Here is a 19,235-nt window from a genome sequence, read left to right as displayed (position 1 = left end):
CCTCCGTGACAGCGAGTCACGTCTGTCCGATATCGATTTGATCGCCCCGGTCGCCGATGCCGACCAACGTCGGTTGCCCCACTCCGGTGAGCCCGATATCAATAGCCCGACTCCGCACGCGCAAAACCCAAAAGGGGCAACCGTATGACACGACTCCGCTACGCGGTGGTGATCCCGGCCATTGCCGGCACCCTGCTGGCCGGGTTCACTCCTGCGTTCGCAGGTCAGGAGGTCGCGGCCGGTAAACAGCCGCTGAACTCCACGAACATCCCGGCGCAGTACGCGAACCAGAAGCTGGACTGGCACAAGTGCGCTGTCCCCTCCGAGCTGCCGACGGCCCCGCCCGCGGGCGCCGAGGACATGGAGTGCGCGACCTACAAGACCCCGCGCAACTGGTACCAGGCGAACGCCCAGATCGACCTGACCATCGCGGTCAGCCGCCTGAAGGCGAAGTCGGACGCGACCGCCAGCGTCGTCACCAACCCCGGTGGCCCCGGCGCGCCCGGCCGCAACTTCCCGGCCCGCCTGCGCAACCAGACCAAGCTGCGCGAGCACCAGGAGATCGTCGGCTTCGACCCGCGCGGCACCGGCAAGAGCACCAACATCACCTGCGGCGGCGCGATCGGGACCGGCTCGGACCTGGACCCGCGTGACCGCGACCGCGGCAACCTGAACCTGATCCTGCAGGCGACGAAGTACGCGGCGCTGTCCTGCCAGCAGAAGTCCGGCGAGCTGGGCCCGCTGATCAACACCGACCAGACGGTCAAGGACATCGACCTGCTGCGCGTGCTGCTCGGTCGCGACAAGATCAACTGGGTCGGCTACTCGGCGGGCACCTGGATGGGCGCGCACTACGCGCAGGCCTACCCGACGCGCACCGGCCGGTTCGTGCTCGACTCGGCCACCGAGTTCACCACGACCTGGCAGAAGTCGTTCGACTGGCAGCCGCTCGGCTTCGAGCGCCGCTTCCGGCAGGACTTCCTCCCGTGGGTGGCGAAGTACGACAAGCTCTACCACTTCGGCACCACCGGCGAGGCGGCCCGCCAGACCTACGAGCAGGTCCGCTACGCCCTGACCCAGGGCGCGGTCACCCTGCCCGACGGCTCGACCGTGTCAGCCAACGGCCTCGACTCGGCCATCGCGTCGCAGATCTACTCGAAGCGCGCCTTCCCCGGCCTGGCCGACTACCTGGTCAGCGTCCGCACGCTGACCCAGGGCACCGCCTCGGCCCAGGCCAAGTCCGCGGCCGCGCAGAAGGTCAAGGCCACCGACAAGAGCACCGAGACCTCCGGTGCCCAGCCGCTGATGGTCCCGACCGACGGTGACTCCTACGACGCCAGCTTCTGGACCATCCCGTGCAACGAGGGTCCGTGGACCGGCTCGCCCAACAGCGCCATCCGGGACTCGCAGAGGCTGATCGACCAGCAGCTGCCGCTCCTGGGTGCCGGCTGGTTCATCCAGCCGTGCCTGTTCTGGAAGAAGCCGCCGTCCCCGCTCCCGGTGCTGGACGGCAAGGGTGTCCCGCCGGTGCTGATCGTCGAGTCGGAGCACGACCCGGCGACGCCGATCGAGGGCGCGCGGCGCGCGCACAAGGCGTTCGCGGGTTCGCGGATGCTGACGATCACCGGCGAGGGTGACCACGGCATCTACGCCGGCGGCAACGCGGGTGTGGACAAGGTCGTGGAGGCCTACCTCGTCGACGGCGTGGTGCCGAACGACCAGAGCCTGCCCGGCATGCCACTTCCGGTGCCCGCGGGCGCCTGAGGGCACCAGATGTGGTGGGGCCCCGCCGAACTCCGGTTCGGTGGGGCCTTTTCCACACCTGTGCACAGAGTTATCCACAGGCCGTGGACAACTACCGGTATTAGAATCGGCTCCATGGTTCGAGTACCGCTGACGGACGAAGAGCGCGAACGGGGCGAACGCCTCGGCCAGGCGCTGCGGGCGGCGCGGGCCGGCCGCAGCATGGTCGACGTCGCCGCCGAGGCGGGGATCTCGGTCGAGACGCTCCGCAAGATCGAAACCGGCCGCATCCCGACGCCGGCGTTCTTCACGGTCGCGGCCATCGCCGATGCCGTCGGCCTGCCGCTGGAACAGCTGCGCGCGGCCGTCACGCCCGCCGCGTCGCCCCCGCTTTCGCAGGCCAGTTAGACCGGGCGCAGCTGCTTGAGGATGTGCTCGCGGTCGTTGAGGAACGCGCAGCCGGGCACCGGCAGGTCGTAGCTGTTGAGCAGCTTCTCGAAGTCCGAAAACTCGTCGGCGGAGAAGCCGAAGCCGACCCGGTAGGCGTGCGCGGCCAGCACGTCGGCCAGCTCCTCCCACTCACCGGCCCAGAGCAGCGTCCGGTAGTGCGTGTAGTCCTCCGGGGAGAGCCGGTTGCCGATCGTGGTCAGCACGCTGTCGGCGAAGAAGCTGATCCGGTTGCCCTTGAGGTCGGCGACCGTCGGGTTCGCCGGATCGCGCGCGGTGTCCGGGTTGCGGATCACGCCCGGCCCGGCCACCGGGTAGGCGGTGTGCACGTGCCCGTTGTCCTCCACCAGCACGATCAGGTGCACGTTGAACCGCTCGCCGGCGCAGCGCCAACGGCCGTTGCGCTGCTGCCGCCGGGCCTCGCTGGGGTCGTTCGCGACGTCCTTGACCACGGAGATGATCTGCTCGTCGGTCCAGCCGGCCGGGAATTCGCTGGTCGCCCTCCGCCCGACGCCCGGTGCGTGCCCGCCGCCCACTGGCTGCTCCCTTCGTCGCACCGAGCGTAGGTCAAACGGAGGCGGCGAGCAGCACGATGCCGACCAGCTGGAGATCGAGACCGCGGAAGAGCTGCCGGGTGAGGTTGGCGGGCATCGGGCCCATCGGGGTGTCGACGAACCCGGGATTCGCGTAGTCAACGGCGGTCCGGGTGACCGTGCGCAGGATCGACAGCACCGACAGCGGCACGGCGAGCCACGCCGTCGCGGCGAACGACGTCCCACCCGCGAGGGTGACCGCGAAAAGCACTGTCCACCAGACGAGACCCACTCCGGCGAGCACCAGGCCGTGGGCCAGCACGAGGTCGCGGTTGCCCGAACCCAGCCACCGACGGCGGCCCGGATTGCGCCACAGCTCGCCGAGCCCGCCGGCGAACGGCGTCAACGCGACATACGCGCCGATGCCGATCAGGACCGCGCCCGGCACGGTCGGCACCGCGATGTGCGCGACGACCACCGCGAGGCCGACCAGCAGCGCCGCACCCGCGTACCGCGCCCGGCCGAGGGTGCCCGCCCAGGCCAGCCGCAGCGGTGTCGGGCGGCGCAGGGAAAGCCCGCCGGTCGGCGCGGACGGCGGAAGCAGCATCATCGGGTCGAGGAACGTGACGGCGACCGAGCGCAGCACCCGGCCGTCCCACCCGGCCAGCAACGCCGCCCGGCCCGCGCGCGACACCGGTTCGCCGCCGAAGGCCAGCGGCACCGCCGCGGCCAGCACCCCGGCCGCGACGAACTGGATCGTCACCGGGCCGAGGCCGCGCGCGGCGATCCCCAGGCCGAGGACCGCGAGCGCCAGCGGGCCGAGGGCGTCGATGCGCAACGACGTCCGCCGCGCCGACGCGAAGGCCGCCACGCCGGTCGCGACGACGATGGCCACGGCCGCCCGCCACTGGTCGAGCCCGGCGCCGCCGACGGCGAGCAGCAGCGCGGCCAGGTAGCCGGTCACCGCGACCACGCCGGTCCACGCGCCGAGCAGCCGCAGCGTGACGACGCGGCCGCGGTCGACCGGGGCGAAGTCGAGCCAGGTCAGCTGCGCCGGTTCGACCCACGCGAAGCCGCGGCGCAGCAGGCCGCGCCAGCCCACCGCGCAGCAGAGCGTCAGCAGCCCGAGCACCGCCGGGAAGGCAGGAGTGGACGAGCCGTAGAGCGCGGGCCGCCAGCCGTCGACGTGGAAGAACGCGGTGAACAGGAACCCGAAGCCGAACAGGAAGACGAAGGTGGCCGTGTCCCCGCTGAAGATCCCGCCGAACCGCTTGCGGCCCGGGATCCGCATCCTGCGCGGAGCTGTTGTCACCACAGTTCGAGCACACTGTCCGCGGCTTCGAGCAGCGGCGGGTGGTGGGTGGCCACCACGACCGCCGCGCCGGCCGCCGTCGACCGGGCGATCACCTCGACCAGCCATTCCTTGCCCGCGGTGTCCAGCGCACGTTCCGGCTCGTCCAGCAGCAGCACCCGGTGCGGGCGCGCGGTGACGCCGAGCAGGAGCAGGCGGCGGCGCTGGCCCGCGGAGAAGTGCCCGGACGTCACGCGCATGCGTTCACCCAGGCCCGCGTCCCGCAGCAGCTCTTCGTGGTCGCCGAGGTCGGCGCCGAACGAGCCGGACAGCAGCTCGAGGTGCTGCAGCGGCGTCAGCTCGGCGAAGAAGTCGGAGTCGTCGAAGAGCACCGACACCTTGCGCCGGAACTCGACGTCCCGCTCGTCCGGCACCTTGCCGTCCACCAGCACCCGGCCCCGCTGCGGCTTCTGCATGCCGTAGAAGCACCGCATCAGTGTCGACTTGCCGACTCCGTTGGGTCCGACGATCGCGGCGCACTCCCCGGGATCGACGGAAAAGTCCAGGTCGTCGAACAGCCACAGCTCGCCGGCCCGGACGCCGAGCGCCTTCGCGTCGATCATCGGAGGACTTCGAGCACCGGCGCGAACTCGTCGAGGAACGGCTCGAGGATGGTGAAGTAGCTGAACCCGAACCGCTCGCGGTGCCCCCGGAGCTGGTCGGCGATCTGCGCGGCGGTGCCGACGAGGGCGACCGGCAGCTCGCCGAGCTCCGCGGCGCTCAGGCGGCCGCCCACCAGCTGCTCCAGCTCGGCCAGGCCGGCCGCGCGGTCGTTCGTGACCTTCACGAACTGGCAGAGCAGGTTGAACTCGACCGAAGACGCGCGCTCGCCGAGCTTCGCCCGCACGAACGCCACGCGCTCGTCGACCTCCTCGGGCGCGGCCGCGGCCAGGGGCGAGCCGTCGGGCGTCTTGGTGGTCCCGGTGAAGCCGATGATGTCGGCGTGTTCGACGGCCAGGCCCAGCACCCGGTCGCCGCGGCCGCCCAGCAGCAGGGGAGGTCCTTCCGGGCGGACCGGAGCGGGCTTGTGCTCCGGGTCGGCGTACAGCCGCTTGAGCTCGATGATCGTCCGCTCGAGGTGGTCGACGCGCTCGCGGGCGGACGGGAACGGCATCCCGGCGGCCTCGAACTCCTCCTTGACGTACCCGGCGCCGAGGCCGAGCTCCAGCCGCCCGTCGGTGAACTGGTCGGTGCCCGTGACGTCCCGGGCGAGCAGCACCGGGTTGTAGAAGGGCGCGTTGAGCACGAAGGTGTTCAGCTTGACGCGCGAGGTGACCTCGCCGGCCAGCACGAGCGCCGGGAACGGCGGCGCCATGCCCAGGTGGTCGGCCGCCGACAGGACGTCGTAGCCGAGGCCTTCGGCCTTGCGGCACTTCTCGACCCAGGCGGCGCGGCTGTCCGGCACCACCATGTTGACACCGAAACGGAAATCCCCAGTCATACCGACAACGTACTCAGCTTCTCGATTACCGGAGCGAGCCTGGTCAGGTCGTCTTCGAGCACCGTGAAGTAGCTGACGCCGAGGGTCTCGCGGGTGCGCAGCAGCTGCTCGGCCGCCGCTCCGGCCGAGCCGGCGACAACCGTGGCGAGCTCGCCGAGCTCCTCGACGCCGAGGTGCGGCACGAGCTGGTGGGCCTCCTCCAGTGCCGCCCGCCGGTCGTCGGTGATCCGGACGAAGTGGACCATCAGGTTCAGCTCGGTGTCCCGGCCGTCGAGCACCCGCTTGACGAAGTCGGCGCGCTCGGCCAGCGCGTCGGCGCCGGCCAGGGCCAGCCGCCCCTCGGCCGCACCGGGCGCGGTGCCGGTGAGGGCGATGGTGTCGGCGTGCGCGGCGGCGAAGGTCAGCATCCGGTCGCCCCGGCCGCCGAGCAGCAGCGGCGGCCGCGGCCGATCGGTGAACGCGCGCTCGACCTCGGCGACCACGTCGACGAGCCGCCGGAACCGGTCGCCGGGCGTGCCCCAGTCGATCCCGGCGGCTTCGAACTCGTCGCGGACGTACCCGGCGCCGATCCCGATCTCCACCCGGCCGCCGGTGAACTCGTCGAGCGCCGCCAGGTCGCGGGCCAGTACCGCCGGGTTGTGGAAGCTCGCGTTGAGGACGTAGGTGGTCAGCCGGATCCGCTCGGTGGCCTCGGCGGCGAGGAGCAGCGCGGGCACCGGCGCGACCCGGCCGAGGTGGTCGACCACGCCGACGACGTCGTAGCCGAGGTCCTCGGCCCGGCGGCATTTCGCCAGCCACTCGGCCCGCGAACCGGGCACGTACAACGCCACTCCGAAGCGCAACGGTCTCATGATCGCGAAGGTACCCAGAAACAAAGAAGGGGACGCCTCCCGGATGCGGCCGGGAGGCGTCCCCTTCTGGTCAGGGTGACTACGCGAGGCGCTGGGCCAGCGCGTCGAGCTCGTCACGCAGCGACGTCGGGACCTTGTCGCCGATCTTGTCGAACCACTCCTCGATCAGCGGCAGCTCCTCGCGCCACTCCTCGGGCTTGACGTCCAGGGCGGCCTGGATGTCCTCGATCGGCTCGGTCAGGCCCTCGGTGTCGAGGTCCTCGGCCCGCGGCACGAAGCCGACGGGCGTCTCGACGGCGTTGCCCTTGCCCTCGACGCGCTCGATGACCCACTTCAGGATCCGCGAGTTCTCGCCGAAGCCCGGCCACAGGAACCGGCCGTCGTCGCCGCGGCGGAACCAGTTGACGTAGAAGATCTTCGGCAGCTTGTTCGCGTCGGCGTTCTTGCCGAGGTTCAGCCAGTGCTTGAAGTAGTCACCGGCGTGGTAGCCGAGGAACGGCAGCATCGCCATCGGGTCGCGGCGGACGTTGCCGACCGCGCCGGCTGCCGCGGCAGTGGTCTCCGACGACATGGTGGCGCCCATGAACACGCCGTGCTGCCAGTCGCGGGCCTCGTTCACCAGCGGCACCGTCGTCTTGCGGCGGCCGCCGAACAGGATCGCCGAGATCGGCACGCCCTTCGGGTCGTCCCACTCCGGCGCGAGGATCGGGCACTGCGACATCGGCGTGCAGTAGCGCGAGTTCGGGTGGGCGGCCTTCTCGTCCGAGTCCGGCGTCCAGTCCTGGCCCTTCCACGAGGTGGCGTGGGCGGGCTTGTTCTCCATGCCCTCCCACCAGATGTCGCCGTCGTCGGTCAGGGCGACGTTCGTGAAGACCGTGTTGCCCTTCTCGATCGTGCGCATGGCGTTCGGGTTGGTGTGCCAGTCGGTGCCCGGCGCGACGCCGAAGAAGCCGAACTCGGGGTTCACCGCATACAGGCGGCCGTCTTCGCCGAAGCGCATCCACGCGATGTCGTCGCCCAGGGTCTCGGCGCGCCAGCCCGGGATGGTCGGCTGCAGCATGGCGAGGTTGGTCTTGCCGCAGGCGCTGGGGAACGCGGCCGCGACGTAGTGGACCTTGTCCTCGGGCGAGATCAGCTTGAGGATCAGCATGTGCTCGGCGAGCCAGCCCTCGTCACGGGCCATCACCGAAGCGATGCGCAGCGAGTAGCACTTCTTGCCCAGCAAGGAGTTGCCGCCGTAACCCGAGCCGTAGCTCCAGATCGCGCGCTCTTCGGGGAAGTGCGAAATGTACTTCGTTTCGTTGCAGGGCCAGGAAACGTCCTTCTCGCCCGGTTCGAGCGGCCTGCCGACCGAGTGCAGCGCGGGCACGAATTCGCGCTCGCCGCCGTCCGGCGCGATGAACTTCTCGAGGGCCGCCCGGCCGGCGCGGGTCATCACGCGCATCGAGGCGACGACGTACGCGAAATCGGTGATTTCGATACCCAGCTTGGGATTCTCGTCGCCGAGCGGGCCCATGCAGAACGGGATGACGTACATCGTGCGGCCGCGCATCGAGCCGCGGAACAGCTCGGTCATGGTGGCCTTCATCTCGGCCGGGTCCATCCAGTTGTTGGTCGGACCGGCGTCCTCGGGACGCTCCGAACAGATGAAGGTCCGGTCTTCGACGCGGGCGACGTCGTCCGGGTCGGAAGTGGCCCAGAAGGAGTTCGGCTTCGACTTGAGCTGCACGAACGTGCCCGCCTCGACCAGCTCCTGGTTGATCCGGGCGGCTTCTTCGTCAGACCCGTCGACCCACACCACGCGGTCCGGGGTGGTCAGCTCGGCGACCTCCCGGACGAAGGCCAGCACGCCACTGTGCGTCGTCGGCGCGGTGTCCAGTCCGGGGATGGCGACTGCGGTCATCTCTACTCCTGACTTCCGACGACAAATGCGCCCGCACCGGAACGACGTTGTCCCGGTGCGGGCGTCATTGCCGGCGACCGAATGGCTTCGCACACCGGCTGGCGAACCGGTGTGGATGTTTTGGGATTCCCCGAGAGTAGCCGCATGACCGGCGAGTAACCGAGAGCTGACGTGTAGGTTCTCTCACAAGAACGATAAGGGAATCGATTCAGATGTCACTTGATCGGTGTATTCGCTGAAAATCTTCCGGTGGCCCGGGACACACCCGTGACCTGGCCGTTTTCATTAACGACATGAAGAAAGCCCGAGGCCGGAGCCTCGGGCTTTCAAACTATGACCTGGGTCACTTTCAGTTCGGCGAAATCCACTGTCCCGTGCCGGAGTCGATGCGCGCGACGCCCTCCAGCGTCTGCGTGCCTGCCTCGCCCCACGCGGCGTCGGCGGCCGGGTCGCCGTCGGTTCCGGAGTTCATCAGTCCACTGGAGACTTCGGTCCACTGACCAGGGCCGGAGTGCTCGAACGTCGTGGTGGTGCCGTCGGACTCGGTTTGCACCGCGATGTCCGCTTCGCCGTCGCCGTCCTTGTCGGTGAAGGCGATGGTGCCGCCGCTCTTCGTCTCGACGACGGCGGTGTCGTTGTGGCCGTCGTGGTCGGTGTCGATGGTCGCGACGCCCGCGTCCACCTCGCCGTCCGGCAGGTCGGCGTGGATGTGGCCGCCGGAGCTGTCGTCGCGGCCGGTGCCGGAGTCGTCGTGGCCGCCGCCGGAGCCGTCGTGCACCCACTGGCCGCTGGCCTCGTCGTAGACCGCCTGCTCGACGACCTTCCCGTTTTCGTCCAGCACGGCGTAGTGGTCGGCCTCGCCGTCGTGGTTCGTGTCGATGAACGCCTGGGCCGAGCCGTCTTCGTGCTCGATGATCGCGGTGTCGTTCACCCCGTCTTCGTTCACGTCGTAGTTGACCTCGGCCTGGTACTCCTGGCCGTCGACGTGGACGGTCATCGCGTCCGGGCTGCTCGCGTCGGTGTCGCTGCCGCCGCTCTCGTCGACCCACATGGCACTTCCCCCTTCGAACCGGGTAACACGCTCCGACCTGCTGTCTGAGGGTATGACTCACCGTAGGCCCGTTCGGTTCCGCTCCACAACCGGACCGGTGCTCAGGCGGTTTTGTCCCGCAGCGCCCGGATCCGCGTCAGGAAGGCTTCGGCGCGCTCGCGGCCGTCGCTGACCTCCTTGAGCCGCTTCGACACGATCGCGATCTTCTTGGCCCGCTCCTGCGCACCCATCTTGATCGTCTTGTCGACTTCCTTCAGCTCCGCCTCGATGGCGTCGATGCGGCGGCCGAGCGCCTCGTCCAGGGCCATCGACAGCTGCTGCTCGGCCTCGATGAGCTGCTCGGCGACGAGCTGGTCGAGCGTCGAGCGGGCGTCCGCGATGGCCTCGACCAGCCACTGCTTCATGTGCTGCTTGTCGGCCGCGTGCTTGCGCGTGCGGGCCATCCACCAGCCCGCACCGAGGCCGATGATGATCGTCGCGGGCAGCACGACCGGGTTGAGGATCGCGACGCCGGCCAGCGGCAGCGCGGCGACTTTCCCGGCCCCGACGCCACCGGAGATGCCCATGAAGACGAGCAGCTTGTCCTCGGCCGTCGGCGGCTTCTTGTCCGGTGGGCGCAGCACCACCGGCGGGCCGCCCGCCCGGGCGAACTGGGCGCGGATGACGTCGAGCTCTTCGGGGGAGAACAGCTCCGACAGCGAGACGTTGGTGACCTGGTTCAGGCGCTGCGAGAGCAGCATGGAGATGCGCTGCGACGTCGTCTGCAGCGCGATGTCGACCTGCTGGGGCAGCGCGGCCAGCTCGTCACGCTTGGCCGCGTCGATCAGCTGGCGGAAGTGGGTCTGCGCGTCCCGCATCTGCCGGCTGCTCTCGTGGCCGACCTCGACGCGGGTGCGCTGCACCTCGCCGCGCAGCTTCAGCTGCCAGCCGCGGGTCGAGGTCCGGCGTTCGGCCTGCAGCTGGTCACGGCGTTCGCGCAGCTGCTCGGCCTCGGCTTCGCCGGCGGACAGCGCCCGGCTCTCGGCCTGCAGTTTTGCTTTGAGCTCGCCCAGCGCGCTGGAGAGCGCGCGCAGCGTGTTCGCCTCGCCGAGCATCGCCGAGCGGCCGACGAGCAGCTCCTGCAGCGCCGTCTGGATCGCCGCGACCCCCGACTTCTCCCGCAGCATCGCGGCCATCTGCTCGTTGGGCGCCTTCGCCGCGGTCTCGAACATCCGCGCCGAGACCGGGTGGAACACCGCGTCGGCGAAACGGGGCGCGTGCTCGCGCAGCAGCTGCTTGTCGGCCTCCATGACCTCGCGCCAGCCGCGGAACATGTCCACCTTGGTCAGCGCGAAGACGACGGTCTCGACGCGCTCGCCGACGTCACGCAGGAACTGCAGCTCGGTCGAGGTGAACGGCGCCGAGGCGTCGACGACGAACAGCAGCGCGGTGGCGCCCGCGGCGGCTTCCTTGGCGAGCTCGCCGTGCATCGAGTCGAGCCCGCCGACGCCCGGCGTGTCGACCAGCGAAAGCCGGTCCAGCAGCGGCACCGGCCCGGTGACCTCGACGTACCGCGGCGGGATCTGCCCGGGCGGCAGCTCGTGCGCGGCGGACACCCAGTTGATCAGCTGGCCGAGGTCGATCGGCACCGGGGCCAGCTGGCCGGGGTAGCAGGCCCGCGCGCTCCAGGTGTCCGCGTGGTCGAACACCAGGTAGGTCGCGGTGGCGACGTCGGCGTCCACCGGGGACAGGCCCGGCATCGCGAGCAGGGCGTTGACCAGCGAACTCTTCCCGCGGTTCGTCTCGCCGACGACCACGACGGCCGGCTTCTTCGGCCGGGCCTTCCGGATTTCCTCGACCCACTTCGCGGCGTCCGGATCGGCGTCACGGACGACGGTCAGCAGCTGGTCTCGGGTCGCGGCGACCTGCGTGGGCAGGCTCGGCGCGGTCGGTGCGCTCACGGGTTCTTCTTCGCGTAGACGGTGACGATCGGGGCGCGCAGCAGGCGGTCGTGGTCGGCGAAGCCGGTGACCTCGGTTTCCGCGACGATGCCGTCGAGCGCCGGGTCCTCGGTCGGGACCGCGCCCCCGGCTTCGTGGCGGGCCGGGTCGAACCGCTCGCCGTCGGGCCGCAGGGCCTGCACGCCGATCGCGGCGAGCCCCTCTTCCAGGCGTTCGACGACGCCGCCGCTGCGGGCGCGGTCCAGGGCGTACAGGCACATCTGGATCAGCGCCTGGCGGTCCGCGAGGGCCCGCTCCAGGTCACTCACCTGCTGCAAGGGGTGCACATCGGTGTCCGACGCGGCCGCGCCGCCGTCGGTTCCCTCCTTGCGAAACCACGCCATGAGCCCAGTGAACCTTATTCAGCCGTCGGCCGGCGCAACACTCACCGAAACTCCGCGGGCTGCGGTCCGTAGCGCCGGCCTAACCAGAATAAGGTTCAATCTTGGCGGACTCAGCCGCCCGTCGGTGGCGAAACCGGGCGAAGGAACCGGATCAGGATCGTCCGGAGGATCGCCTGTTCGGCAGGCAGATCGAGGTCCGGATCGAGACAGGCCCGCGAGATCATCGCGTCGATCAGCCCGGCGACCCACCCCGCGGCCGCGCGCGGGGCGACGCCCGGGTCGATCAGCCCGGCGACGGCGGCGCGGGCGACCAGCACGGCCAAGCCGTCCCGCAGCGCGTGGTCGTTGCGGCGGATCAGCTCGGCGAAGCCGTCGTCGCGGGCGGCCTGCGCGGCGGCTTCGAGCACGAGCCGCGCGATCGCGGGGTGCGCGACCTGGCCGGCCAGCTCGGCGACGACGTCGAGCAGTGCGGTCAGCGGATCGGCCGTCTTCGCGGCGGCTTCAAGGCGGCCGGCCGTCTCGGCGGCGTCGTCGGTGAAGATCGCTGTGAACACCGCGCGCTTGCTGGGGAAGTAGTGGAAGAGGCTGCCGGAGCTGATGCCCGCCGCCCGGCAGATGTCGGCCGTCGTCGTCCGTTCGAAGCCCTTTTCGGCGAAGCACCCGGCGGCGGCGTCGAGGATCGTGCGGCGCTTGGCCGCGTGCTTGGCGGGGTCGACCGTCCTCATCGTTCGACCGGCTCGTCCTGCCAGGGGTAGCCGTGTTCGGCGAAGGCCGGGGCCAGCTCGCGGGCCGTGAGGTCGGTCTTCTCGCGGGCGATCTCCCGGCCGTCCGCGGTGCGCAGGACCAGCTCCTTGCCGTCGAGGTAGACGGCTTCGAGGTCGGCCTCGATGCGGCGGGTCCGGTCGCCGCGGACCAGGGTGACCCGGGTCGGCGACACCGTGACGACCAGCCGTTCGTGGGCCCAGATCACGGCGAACACCAGGCCGAGCACGAGCCCGCCGGCGACCGCAGCCAGCGTCGCCCACGGTTGCGGCAGCTTCGTGAGCACCTTGAACACGCCCTGGAACGGGAAGGCGGGCAGGTCGCTCACCCAGGCGGCGACGGCCCAGACGCCCACGCCGAGCGCGCCCCCGATGAGCGGGCAGCCGACCCAGGACCCGGTGCGCAGCCACGACGGCTCGTCGACGGTCGTCTCCATGCCGCCATTATCAGACCGAGCGCTCGGTTTATGGTGCGCCGGGGCGGAACTCGCGTGATCGGAGGCGGATCTCGCGTGATTGGAGGGGCATCACGGGTCAGACGAGTTCGTCGATGACCTCGCGGAGGACGGCTTCCAGGCCGGGGCCGTTTTCGGCGAGGCGGGAGGAGACCAGCAGCTGGTCTTCGGCCGTGCGCAGCCAGATCGAGCCGGCGACCGAGATCTCGATGACGTTCAGGCGGAAGGGGTAGGCGCGGCGGCCCTGCCGCACCTCGGCCTCGCGCACCAGCTGGCCGAGCCGCTCGCCGGCCACGATCTGGCGGCGGTAGAAGCCGGGGGCCCACGGGGTGGTGCCGGACGGCTCGTTCGCCCCGCGCAGGGCGGGGCCGCGGGCGTTCGCGAAGTGGCGGGCCGCGGCCTGGCCGAAGAAGTCGAGCGCCTGCCGCATCGCCGACCCCTGCGCGAGCGCCGGCCTGCCGTAGCGGGAGCGCGTGCTGCGCGGGTCCGGATCCTCGCGGTTGCGGAGGAAGGCCAGCAGGTCGACCCACCAGTCGGCCCACTGCGCCTGGACGGCCGCCCGGTCGAGCCCGGGCGGGACGTGCACCGGGACCTGCGGCTCCACCGGCGGCAGCACCTGTCCCTCGGAAACGGACAGTGCCAGGGCGTCACGGATGTACAGCGCGACGTCGACCTCGGTCTCGCTGCTCCAGCCGGCTCGCCAGGATGTCGTGTTTTCTAGGCGCACGACTCAACAGTACGCGGAAGAAGGGGCCCTACCAGCGGAAGTCGGCAAGCAGAAACAAACTCACGCTTCGCGGACCTGTTGCCAGATCAAGAAGTACGCGCGGTGGACGACGTGCGCCACGCGGCTCTGCGCCGGCGTCGCGCCGAAGGACGCGAACGACCGCCACCAGCCCGCGCGCTCGAGGGCGTGCGCGGCCAGCTCCGGCCGCGGGGCGCCGGGCTTGCCGAGCTGGGCGCCGATGTCGGCGTTGCTGCCGACCCGCAGCACCTCTTCGGACAGGTCCTCCGGCATGTCGACCGCGCCGGAGGCGACCAGCGTCAGCGCCTCGAGCAGCCGCAGCTGGTGGGCCTCGGGCTTGGCGAGCAGCACCTCGATGGCGTCGTGGACGCGCTGGCGCTCCGCCGGATCGGCCGAGGCGTGCGCGAGCGCGGTCACCGAGGCCAGTGCCGCGGCCGCCTTGATGCCGTCGGCGCGGGCGGCGAACACGATCGAAAGCCGCTGCCGGACGGCTTCGAGGCCGGACGCGTCGAGCAGCGTCCGCCGCAGCGCGCCCGCCGTGAGCTCCGGATCCTTGCGGATGGCTTCGACGGCGTGCGAGATGCCGAACAGGTCGAGCTTCTCCAGCAGCCGCAGCCGGGTGCCGGCCGGGACGTCGCACTCCCAGCTGGTGAAGATGTCGGCCGAGATCAGCATGGTCTGCAGGACGTCGTCGTCGAGCTCGGCGAGCTGCCGCAACGCCTCGGCATCGGCGGAGGTGAACCCGCCGGACTCGGCGGACTCGGCGATCAGCCCGATCACCGGCAGCACGTCGGCGACCCGCGGCTTCAACGTCGAAGCCTGCTTCTCGGCGAGCAGCGTCGCGGCCTTCCAGACGTCGCCGCCGGAACCTTCGACGGACTCCGGCGCGATGGTGTCGGCCTTGTTGAGCACGGCGATCGCGTTGACCGGGCCGGCTTCGCGGCTCGCGGTGGCCGCGGTGAAGGCGGCGAGGGCCTGCTGGTCGTCCGCGCGTACGCCTTGGGTGACGACGTACAGCACGGCTTCCGCGCCGGCGACCGCGTTGCGCGAGGTGTCGTCGAGCTCGTCCGAGCCCTCTTCGTCCTCTTCTTTGCGGTGCTTCGCCGCGCCCAGCAGCTGCTCGGTGCGGGACACCGAGGCGGCGTCGAGCGAGCCGAGGCCCGGGGTGTCGATCACCGTCATGCCCTGGAGGACGGCGTTGGTCAGGTACGCCTCGATGTGCGACACCTGTTCGATGTCGACGCCCAGCTCGGCGGGGATCATGCCGTCGGAGGCGAACGGGAGCACCTGCTTGCGGCCGTCGGTGAAGACGATCTCGACGCGGTCGACCGTGCCGTACTGGAACCGGGTCACCAGCCGGGTGCACTCACCGATGTCGGTCGGCGCGACCCGGCGCCCGATCAGCGCGTTGACCAGCGTGGACTTGCCCGACTTGATCCGGCCGGCCACGGCCACCTGCAGCGGCGCCCCGAGCCGGCGCAGCACCTCGGCGAACCCGGCCGCGGTGCGCGCGGAGACCTGCGGCTGCAGGCGGTGGCACAGGTTGGCCACCGACATCGACAGCGGACCCGCGAGCCGGCCCTGCTCCGGTGACGTCACGGCCCCCCTCCCCGTCATACGGACAACCCCTGAATCGTGCCATGTAGGTCATCCGCAGGTCGCACCGAAGGTGCTACCGGCGACCGACGCGCGGCCCCCGCCACGCGACCTAGTGTTGTGTGGTGCGACGGCTGAGCCTCTGGATGCGTGCCCACCCCATGGCGGGCGACTCGGTGCTCGCCGTCCTGCTCGGCCTGTTCGACCTGCTGGTGTTCGCCGCCGGCGGCCTGGACGAGGCCACCGGGCTGCCGCCCTGGTACGTCACCCTGCCGGTGGAACTCGCGATGGTCCTGCCGCTGGTGTTCCGGCGGAAGTCACCGCTGTGGTCGGCCTACGTCGTGCTGGTGATCGGCGTCGTGCACGCGACGCTGGAGCTGGGCATCGCGAGCATCGCCGGCCTCGCGATGAGCATCTACTCGGTCGTCGTCTACGCCGGGCGGCGGCAGGGCCTGGTGTACGTCGGCGCGGTCGTGGCCGGCTCGGCTCTGATGCTGGCGCTGGGCCCGGCGTCCGAGGTCATCCTCTCGGCGCTGTTCCTCGCGTTCGGGATCGCCCTGTGCTGGACCCTCGGCGAATTCGTCGGGGCCCGGCGCGCCTACGACGTGGAAGTGGAGGCCAGGTTGCACCTGCTCGAGACCGAACGCGACCAGGCCACCCGGATCGCGGTGGCCGAGGAGCGCGGCCGGATCGCGCGCGAGCTGCACGACGTCGTCGCGCACGCGGTGAGCGTCATGGTCGTGCAGGCCGACGGCGCGTCCTACGCGCTCCGGACCAACCCCGAGCTCGCCCAGCGGGCGCTGCAGACGATTTCCGAAACCGGCCGCGGTGCGCTGGGCGAACTACGGCGCCTGCTCGACGTGCTCCGCAGCGACGACGCGGACGGTGAACCCCGGGTGCCGCAGCCGGACGCGCACGCGCTCGCCGAGCTGGCCGACCGGATGCGCACCGCCGGGGTGCCGGTGGACCTGGAGCTCGGCGAGCTCGGCGACCTGCCGGCCGGCGTCTCGCTGGGCATTTACCGGATCGTGCAGGAGTCGCTGACGAACACGCTCAAGCACGCCGGGCGCGGCGCGACCGCTTCGGTGCGGGTGCACCGCACCGGCGACCTGGTGGAGGTGCTGGTGTCCGACGACGGCGCCGGCGCCGGGCAGCTGGTCCCGGCCGGCGGGCGCAACCCCCGGCTGCCGGGCGGCAACGGCTTGATCGGCATGCGCGAGCGCGCGCACGTGTACGGCGGAACGTTGGACGTGGGCCCGGCTCCGGCCGGTGGATGGCAGGTCCGTGCGGCCCTGCCGGTTAGGTTGGACAAGTGATCCGGGTGGTGGTCGTCGACGACCAGGAACTGATGCGCGTCGGGTTCCGGATGGTGCTGGGTGCGCAGGCCGACATCGACGTCGTCGGCGAGGCCGGTGACGGCGCGCAGGCGATCGAGCTGGCCGAGCGGCTGCGTCCCGACGTCGTGCTGATGGACGTCCGGATGCCGGTGCTCGACGGCGTCGAGGCGACGAAGCGGATCGTCGCCGCCGGCACCGCGCGCGTGCTGGTGATGACGACGTTCGACCTCGACGAGTACGTCTACGCGGCGCTGCAGGGCGGGGCGAGCGGGTTCCTGCTCAAGGACACCCAGCCCGATCACCTGGTGTCGGCGCTGCGCGCGGTCGCCTCGGGTGATGCGGTGGTGTCGCCGTCGGTGACCCGCCGGCTCCTGGACCGGTTCGTCGGCACCGGCGGCCCGCCGATGCGGGACACCGCCGAGCTGGACGTGCTCACCGAACGCGAGCGCGAGGTGCTCGTGCTGATCGCCAAGGGCATGTCGAACCTGGAGATCGCCGAAGCGCTGTTCCTCTCCGAGGCGACGGTGAAGACGCACGTCGGGCGGATCCTGGCGAAGCTGGAGCTGCGGGACCGGGTGCAGGCCGTGGTGCTGGCCTACGAAACCGGTCTCGCGCGCCCCGGCCTCGCCTGAGCCGCGCCCCTCACCGCCGGGTGGCCACGCGGACCAGATCGGCGAGTGCGCGGGAGCGGCTGTCGGGCGGCCAGGCGATGACCGTCGTGACGGCCGGCGCGTCCGGAACCGGCACGGCGGCCAGGCCCTCCTGCAGGTTCGCGCGGCTGGACTCGGGCATCACGACGGTGGTCCGGCCGAGCCCGATCAGCTGGAAGAGCTGGGTCAGGTTGCGGACTACAACGCCTGCCCCGGCTACGTCGCGACCGACCTGAACGGCTTCCACGGCACCAGCACCCCCGCCGACGGCGCCAAGATCGCCGTCCGGCTCGCCACCCTGCCCGACGACGGCCCGACCGGCGGGCTGTTCGACGACGCCGGGCAGGTGCCCTGGTGACGAATCAGCGGAAGTCGTCCGGCGGGGTGGTGGCCGGGTCCTTGCCCGCGTTGCGGACTTCGGTGAGCCAGCGGCCGAAGTCCGGGCGGTCGCCGTCGATGTCCGTGTAGCCGTACTCCTTCATCAGCGTCCAGGACGCCAGCGTCTGCCCCGCGAAGCGGGCGACCTCGGGATCCTGTGCCAGGGCCGCGACACCGCGGGCCAGCAGGTACGGCGTCTCGGAGATCTTGAAGTCGACCGGGGCGAGCTTGCCGACCGCGTCGCGCCAGTTGTCTTCGGTGACTTCGAAGTGGTCGAGCATCGACTCCGAGCGCAGGAACCCCGGCGTGACGGCGAGGCCGACGCAGTCGTTCTTCTTCAGCTCCACACCCAGCGCCCGGCCGAGCGCGCGGATGCCGCACTTGGCCAGGTAGTAGGGGAGGCCCGCGCCGACGTAGTCGTCGTTGTCGCCGTCGGTCACCTCGAGGACGAGCCCGCGCCGGGCGACCACCAGCGGCAGGAGCTTGTGGAGCGCGATGAGGTGCGTGTCCAGCGCGTTGTGCGTCAGGTGGAGCGCGTCTTCCAGTGGCGTCTCCCAGAAGGGCGCGTCGAAGTGGAAGTACATGTCGCCGCCCCAGACGTCGTCGACCAGGATGTCGATTCCGTCCACTTCGGACTCGATGCGGGCCTTCACTGCGTCCACATCGGACACGGAGGTGAAGTCGCAGCGGACGACGACCGCCTTGCCGCCGGCCGCCTCGACCAGTTCGCCCGTCTCTTCGATCGTCTCCGGGCGCTTCATCGGCGACACCGTTTCGCGCGTCGTGCGGCCGGTGACGTACACCGTCGCGCCCGCGCGGCCGAGCTCCACCGCGATCGCGCGGCCACAGCCCCGGGTCGCCCCGGTCACGACCGCCACCTTGCCCTGCAAGCTCATGGATCCTCCCGTCCCCGCCACGCGGACAGCACCGCGTCGACGTCCTCCGCCAGCCGGTCGGCCAGCCGCCCGTGCGGCCGGATCGACCAGTCGATCGACACTCCGTTGATCACGTCGAGCACGACCCGGGCCGCCCGCGGCACGCTCGGCGCGTGCGGCAGCGACGAAGCCGCCGCCCGCACCAGCCGCCGCAGTTCTTCTTCCACCGCCGTGAAGTGCTCGCCCAGCAGCGACCGCAGCACCGGGTCGCCGATGTCCACGCCGAGCTGGCCCAGGTGGTTCGCCGCCTCTTCGGCGTCACCGAGCACCGCGTAGACCGCCACCGCCGCGGCGCGCAGGCCGTCGACCGGGTCGTCCGCTCGCTCGGCGCACTCCCGCATCTGCTCGACCGCCTGCCGCGTGGCCCGCCGGCTCATCGCCTGCAGCAGGCCGCTCTTCGAGCCGAACCGCTGCGCGACCGTGCCGACCGAAACCCCGGCCTCCGCGGCCACCTGCGCGAGCGTGAAACCCGGGCCGCAGCGGCCGATCACGGTCTCCGCCGCGCCCAGCAGCCGCTCGTCGGTGATGCTCCTCGGCCGGGCCACTCAATTATTGAACCACAGTTCATTAATGGCGTCGAATCAGGGTTGACTCAGGGTCATCACGGATCGCGCATCGGCCGAAGAGCCAGCAAGGTACTACTCAGGTAGGGGGAGCGGTTCGGCCTCCAGGGTGACGCGCAAACCATCCCCGACCCGCGACGATGAACGCGTCGTAAGCGAGGGGCGGAAGAGG

At 71.0% G+C, this 19,235-nt stretch carries 20 protein-coding genes and 1 pseudogene; 5 read left to right on the top strand and 16 right to left on the bottom strand.

The window, feature by feature from the left end; translation table 11 throughout:
• The first annotated feature begins 144 nt into the window (after positions 1 to 144).
• Positions 145 to 1,764, top strand: coding sequence for an alpha/beta hydrolase (locus ACWED2_RS31300; protein ID WP_449694096.1), 1,620 nt, complete (start codon positions 145 to 147; stop codon positions 1,762 to 1,764).
• Positions 1,765 to 1,878: 114 nt separating this feature from the next.
• Positions 1,879 to 2,151, top strand: a complete 273-nt coding sequence (locus ACWED2_RS31295; RefSeq protein ID WP_449694095.1) for a helix-turn-helix domain-containing protein — start codon at positions 1,879 to 1,881, stop codon at positions 2,149 to 2,151.
• Here the strand turns inward: ACWED2_RS31295 and ACWED2_RS31290 are convergent.
• From ACWED2_RS31290 to ACWED2_RS31230, 13 genes are all read right to left on the bottom strand, one after another.
• A complete protein-coding gene (locus ACWED2_RS31290) occupies positions 2,148 to 2,726 on the bottom strand; it encodes an EndoU domain-containing protein (RefSeq protein ID WP_086843762.1) in 579 nt (192 codons plus the stop codon). The two genes, ACWED2_RS31295 and ACWED2_RS31290, sit on opposite strands and share 4 nt — an antisense overlap.
• A 31-nt stretch (positions 2,727 to 2,757) precedes the next feature.
• The gene (locus ACWED2_RS31285; RefSeq protein ID WP_449694094.1) at positions 2,758 to 4,038 is read right to left on the bottom strand and encodes a hypothetical protein; all 1,281 of its coding nucleotides are present in this window, start codon (positions 4,036 to 4,038) and stop codon (positions 2,758 to 2,760) included.
• Positions 4,032 to 4,637 (bottom strand): ABC transporter ATP-binding protein, encoded by a 606-nt coding sequence (locus tag ACWED2_RS31280; protein ID WP_449694093.1) that lies wholly within the window; start codon positions 4,635 to 4,637, stop codon positions 4,032 to 4,034. Before ACWED2_RS31280 ends, ACWED2_RS31285 begins: the two co-directional genes overlap by 7 nt.
• Entirely contained in the window at positions 4,634 to 5,515 is an 882-nt protein-coding gene (locus ACWED2_RS31275; RefSeq protein ID WP_449694092.1) for an LLM class F420-dependent oxidoreductase, read from the bottom strand. Before ACWED2_RS31275 ends, ACWED2_RS31280 begins: the two co-directional genes overlap by 4 nt.
• Positions 5,512 to 6,366, bottom strand: coding sequence for a TIGR03621 family F420-dependent LLM class oxidoreductase (locus tag ACWED2_RS31270; RefSeq protein WP_449694091.1), 855 nt, complete (start codon positions 6,364 to 6,366; stop codon positions 5,512 to 5,514). The genes ACWED2_RS31275 and ACWED2_RS31270 overlap by 4 nt, the downstream gene beginning before the upstream one ends.
• A 79-nt stretch (positions 6,367 to 6,445) precedes the next feature.
• Positions 6,446 to 8,269, bottom strand: coding sequence for a phosphoenolpyruvate carboxykinase (GTP) (locus ACWED2_RS31265; protein WP_449694090.1), 1,824 nt, complete (start codon positions 8,267 to 8,269; stop codon positions 6,446 to 6,448).
• A gap of 349 nt (positions 8,270 to 8,618) precedes the next feature.
• Positions 8,619 to 9,320: a hypothetical protein gene (locus tag ACWED2_RS31260; RefSeq protein WP_449694089.1), complete on the bottom strand. Its 702-nt coding sequence runs from the start codon at positions 9,318 to 9,320 to the stop codon at positions 8,619 to 8,621.
• 101 nt (positions 9,321 to 9,421) lie between these two features.
• Positions 9,422 to 11,260 carry a dynamin family protein gene (locus ACWED2_RS31255; RefSeq protein WP_449694088.1) on the bottom strand — a complete coding sequence of 613 codons (1,839 nt, stop codon included), beginning with the start codon at positions 11,258 to 11,260 and terminating at the stop codon, positions 9,422 to 9,424.
• Positions 11,257 to 11,643: a nucleotide exchange factor GrpE gene (locus ACWED2_RS31250; protein WP_449683967.1), complete on the bottom strand. Its 387-nt coding sequence runs from the start codon at positions 11,641 to 11,643 to the stop codon at positions 11,257 to 11,259. The genes ACWED2_RS31255 and ACWED2_RS31250 overlap by 4 nt, the downstream gene beginning before the upstream one ends.
• A gap of 110 nt (positions 11,644 to 11,753) precedes the next feature.
• The gene (locus ACWED2_RS31245; RefSeq protein ID WP_449694087.1) at positions 11,754 to 12,368 is read right to left on the bottom strand and encodes a TetR/AcrR family transcriptional regulator; all 615 of its coding nucleotides are present in this window, start codon (positions 12,366 to 12,368) and stop codon (positions 11,754 to 11,756) included.
• The gene (locus ACWED2_RS31240; protein ID WP_449694086.1) at positions 12,365 to 12,841 is read right to left on the bottom strand and encodes a YqeB family protein; all 477 of its coding nucleotides are present in this window, start codon (positions 12,839 to 12,841) and stop codon (positions 12,365 to 12,367) included. Before ACWED2_RS31240 ends, ACWED2_RS31245 begins: the two co-directional genes overlap by 4 nt.
• A gap of 97 nt (positions 12,842 to 12,938) precedes the next feature.
• On the bottom strand, positions 12,939 to 13,586 hold the full coding sequence (locus ACWED2_RS31235) for a hypothetical protein (protein ID WP_449694085.1): 648 nt from the start codon (positions 13,584 to 13,586) through the stop codon (positions 12,939 to 12,941).
• A gap of 60 nt (positions 13,587 to 13,646) precedes the next feature.
• Positions 13,647 to 15,221, bottom strand: coding sequence for a dynamin family protein (locus ACWED2_RS31230; RefSeq protein ID WP_449694084.1), 1,575 nt, complete (start codon positions 15,219 to 15,221; stop codon positions 13,647 to 13,649).
• A 125-nt stretch (positions 15,222 to 15,346) separates the two neighbouring features.
• On the opposite strand from ACWED2_RS31230, the gene ACWED2_RS31225 reads away from it, so the two are divergent.
• Both ACWED2_RS31225 and ACWED2_RS31220 read left to right on the top strand, forming a co-directional pair.
• Complete coding sequence (locus ACWED2_RS31225; protein WP_449694140.1) at positions 15,347 to 16,516, top strand: sensor histidine kinase; 1,170 nt, start codon at positions 15,347 to 15,349, stop codon at positions 16,514 to 16,516.
• The gene (locus ACWED2_RS31220) at positions 16,513 to 17,169 is read left to right on the top strand and encodes a response regulator (protein WP_449694083.1); all 657 of its coding nucleotides are present in this window, start codon (positions 16,513 to 16,515) and stop codon (positions 17,167 to 17,169) included. Before ACWED2_RS31225 ends, ACWED2_RS31220 begins: the two co-directional genes overlap by 4 nt.
• A gap of 10 nt (positions 17,170 to 17,179) precedes the next feature.
• On the opposite strand, the gene ACWED2_RS31215 is transcribed toward ACWED2_RS31220, so the two are convergent.
• Positions 17,180 to 17,434 (bottom strand): hypothetical protein, encoded by a 255-nt coding sequence (locus tag ACWED2_RS31215; protein ID WP_449694082.1) that lies wholly within the window; start codon positions 17,432 to 17,434, stop codon positions 17,180 to 17,182.
• Here ACWED2_RS31215 and ACWED2_RS31210 point away from each other — a divergent pair.
• A pseudogene (locus tag ACWED2_RS31210) lies at positions 17,393 to 17,545 on the top strand (dehydrogenase); the annotation flags it as partial. The gene ACWED2_RS31215 and the pseudogene ACWED2_RS31210 sit on opposite strands and share 42 nt — an antisense overlap.
• A 4-nt stretch (positions 17,546 to 17,549) precedes the next feature.
• Here ACWED2_RS31210 and ACWED2_RS31205 read toward each other — a convergent pair.
• Both ACWED2_RS31205 and ACWED2_RS31200 read right to left on the bottom strand, forming a co-directional pair.
• Positions 17,550 to 18,461 carry an SDR family NAD(P)-dependent oxidoreductase gene (locus ACWED2_RS31205; protein WP_449694081.1) on the bottom strand — a complete coding sequence of 304 codons (912 nt, stop codon included), beginning with the start codon at positions 18,459 to 18,461 and terminating at the stop codon, positions 17,550 to 17,552.
• Entirely contained in the window at positions 18,458 to 19,045 is a 588-nt protein-coding gene (locus ACWED2_RS31200) for a TetR/AcrR family transcriptional regulator (protein WP_449694080.1), read from the bottom strand. Before ACWED2_RS31200 ends, ACWED2_RS31205 begins: the two co-directional genes overlap by 4 nt.
• Positions 19,046 to 19,235 lie beyond the last annotated feature (190 nt).

This window comes from Amycolatopsis sp. NPDC005003, from assembly GCF_053600695.1.
Note: the sequence above shows the minus strand (reverse complement) of the source record. Positions and strands in the feature narration are given on the sequence as shown.